General features: G+C 68.3%; 2 protein-coding genes. One reads left to right on the top strand and one right to left on the bottom strand.

The window, feature by feature from the left end; genetic code table 11:
• Positions 1-511 precede the first annotated feature (511 nt).
• Complete coding sequence (locus ACIBEA_RS26015) at positions 512-1,048, bottom strand: MarR family winged helix-turn-helix transcriptional regulator (protein ID WP_399264796.1); 537 nt, start codon at positions 1,046-1,048, stop codon at positions 512-514.
• Positions 1,049-1,172: 124 nt separating this feature from the next.
• On the opposite strand from ACIBEA_RS26015, the gene ACIBEA_RS26010 reads away from it, so the two are divergent.
• The gene (locus tag ACIBEA_RS26010) at positions 1,173-2,459 is read left to right on the top strand and encodes an MFS transporter (protein WP_399264838.1); all 1,287 of its coding nucleotides are present in this window, start codon (positions 1,173-1,175) and stop codon (positions 2,457-2,459) included.
• Positions 2,460-2,590 lie beyond the last annotated feature (131 nt).

Genomic DNA, 2,590 nt, shown 5'->3' with positions numbered 1-2,590 from the left:
TCATCCACCGAAGTGGACGGGGTATCAACTTCTGGCGTTGATTTTTGGCACGCTGTTGAGTTCTCAAGGAACGGACGCTTCCTTTGTACTCACCCTCTCGGGCTTTCCTCCGGGCTTCGTTCTTCGTTTCCGACTCTATCAGACTCTTTCGTGTCCGATTCCCGGTCGAAGCGGGTTTCGCTTTCCAGTTCTTCGCTTTCGCGCTTTCCCTTTCCGGCGAGTCCGACTCTATCAGAACCTTTCGGGCCTGACCCCCAGTCAGCGGGGTTTGTCTTTGCGGCTGTTGGGCCGTTCCGACTCCCAAACTCTAGCGGATTTCCCGGGTGGCTCATAATCGGGCCCCGGTAGGAATTCAGGCATGCCGAATTCGTTCCCGGTGGGAGATCGTGCTGAGTTGGGTGCCGCTACGAGGCGGCGTATCTGCTGTCACAGGACCGTTCCGGCTCTGGGACAACTCGGAGAACCTTACGGACTCACGGGGTTGGTGTCAACCCCGGGTCCGCGTGCCAGGTCAGGCGGGCGATTGGAGGCCTTCGACCCGGTCCAGCAGGCGCGTGAGGATGTCGCCGAGCAGGGCGCGCTCCACGGTGGAGAGGTCCTGGAGCAGGTCCTCTTCGAAGAGCGTGGCCGCGCGCATCGCGTCGAGCCACTTGCTGCGGCCCTCGTTCGTCAGCTCCACGATCACGCGGACCCGGTTGGACTCGTCGCGCTCCCGAGTCACCAGGCCGTCCGCGGTCATGCGGTCGATCCGGTGGGTCATCGCGGCCGGCGTCAGGCCCAGCTGCTTCGCCAGTTCGCTCGGGCCCATCCGGTAGGGGTCGCCCGCGAGCACGAGGGCTTTGAGGACCTCCCACTCGGCGTTGCTGATGCCCAGGGCCGCCGTCTGGCGGCCGTACGCGACGTTCATCCGGCGGTTGAGGCGGCTCAGGGCCGACACGACCTTCTCGACCTGGGGGTCGAGGTCCTGGAACTCGCGCTGATAGACGGCGATCTGCTCATCGAGGCTCGGCTCGTGGACGGGCGTAGTGCCGTCGGGGGTGTCACCCATGGTCCGAAGTATGGCACGAGCCCATTGGCGTCTAACTCCTTCGGTGTGTAGAGTTAAGGATCGAACTTTAGGTATGAAGTCTTCAGGCTTCAGTAGTGAAGGCAGGTGAGAAGTGACCAAGGTGATGGGCGCTGCGATGCGGAGGATCCAGGCCGGTAACGCGCTGACCGCGTTCGGTATCGGTTTCACGGTTCCGTTCCTCTATATCTACGTGGCGCAGGTGCGGGATCTGGGCGCGGCTACGGCGACGTGCGCCTTCGTGGCGTTCGCCCTGGGCGCCCTTCTCGCGCTGCCCCTCACCGGTCGGATCATCGACCGGCGCGGGCCCGTCCCCGTGGTCATGGGCGCGGCGGTGGCCGCGTCGGTGGGCGCGATATCGCTGGGGCTGTCGACCGGCGTCGTCCCGATCCTGCTGTCCGCGTTGGCGCTGGGCGCCGGTCAGGCCGTCATGCAGCCGGCGCTGGCCACGATGATCGTGTGGTGCTCCACCCCGAGCACCCGGACCCGTGCCTTCGCGCTCCAGTTCTTCATGCAGAACCTGGGTCTCGGCATCGGCGGCCTCATCGGCGGACAGATCGTGGACGTCGACCGTCCCGGTAGCTTCACCCTGCTGTTCAGCATCGAGGCCGTGATGTTCCTGGTGCTGGCGGGCGTGATCGCCACCGTGCGGATGCCGCACGCGCCGAGCATCAAGGACGCGGTGCCGAAGGACCCCGCCCAGGCGGGTGGGGGCGGCTGGAAGCGGCTCCTGGAGCACAAGGCGATGGTCCAGCTCTGTGTGCTGGGCTTCGTGATCTTCTTCGCCTGCTACGGGCAGTTCGAGTCGGGTCTCGCCGCCTTCGGCACCGAAGCGGCCGGGATCTCGCCCTCCACCCTCGGCTTCGCGCTGGCCGCCAACACCGGCGCGATCGTCGTGGCGCAGTTCGTGGTGCTGCGGCTGGTCGAGAAGCGGCGTCGTTCGCGCGTCATCGCCCTGGTCGGCGTGATCTGGACGGGCGCCTGGCTCATAGCCGGCTTCTCGGGTCTGGGGCACGGCAGCGCCATGATGGCCGCCGCCGCGTTCATCACGACGTACGCCCTCTTCGGCATCGGTGAGGCCATGCTGTCGCCCACGCTGGCTCCGCTGGTGGCGGACCTCGCGCCGGAGGGTTCGATCGGCCAGTACAACTCGGCCTTCGCCCTGGTCAAGCAGATGGCGCTGGCGCTCGGGCCGCTGGGCGTGCCGGTCGGGGCGGGGGTGCCGATGCTCTACATCGGGATCTTCGTCGTGGTCTCGCTCGGTATCGCCTGGCTCGCGCTGCGGCTCGGCAAGCAGCTGACGCCGGGGCAGGACAACCCGTCGCTGGTGAAGGTCGCGCCGGCCCAGGTGTCGGCCCCGCGGGCCGCCGTCGCCGAGCCCGTCTCGGCGTAGCGGGCGCTCGTACGCCTGACGCGGGGGGGGGGGGGGGCGCCGGGGCCGCCCCCCCCCCCCCCCCGCCGCCCCGCCCCCCCCCCCCCCCCCCCCCCCCCCCCCCCCCCGCCCCCCCCCCCCCCCCCCCCCAC

The sequence above is a fragment of the Streptomyces sp. NPDC051555 genome (assembly GCF_044454405.1).
In the GTDB taxonomy this organism is placed as follows: Bacteria; Actinomycetota; Actinomycetes; order Streptomycetales; family Streptomycetaceae; genus Streptomyces.
The sequence above is the reverse complement of the archived record's forward strand: the minus strand, read 5'-3'. Positions and strand labels throughout refer to the sequence as shown.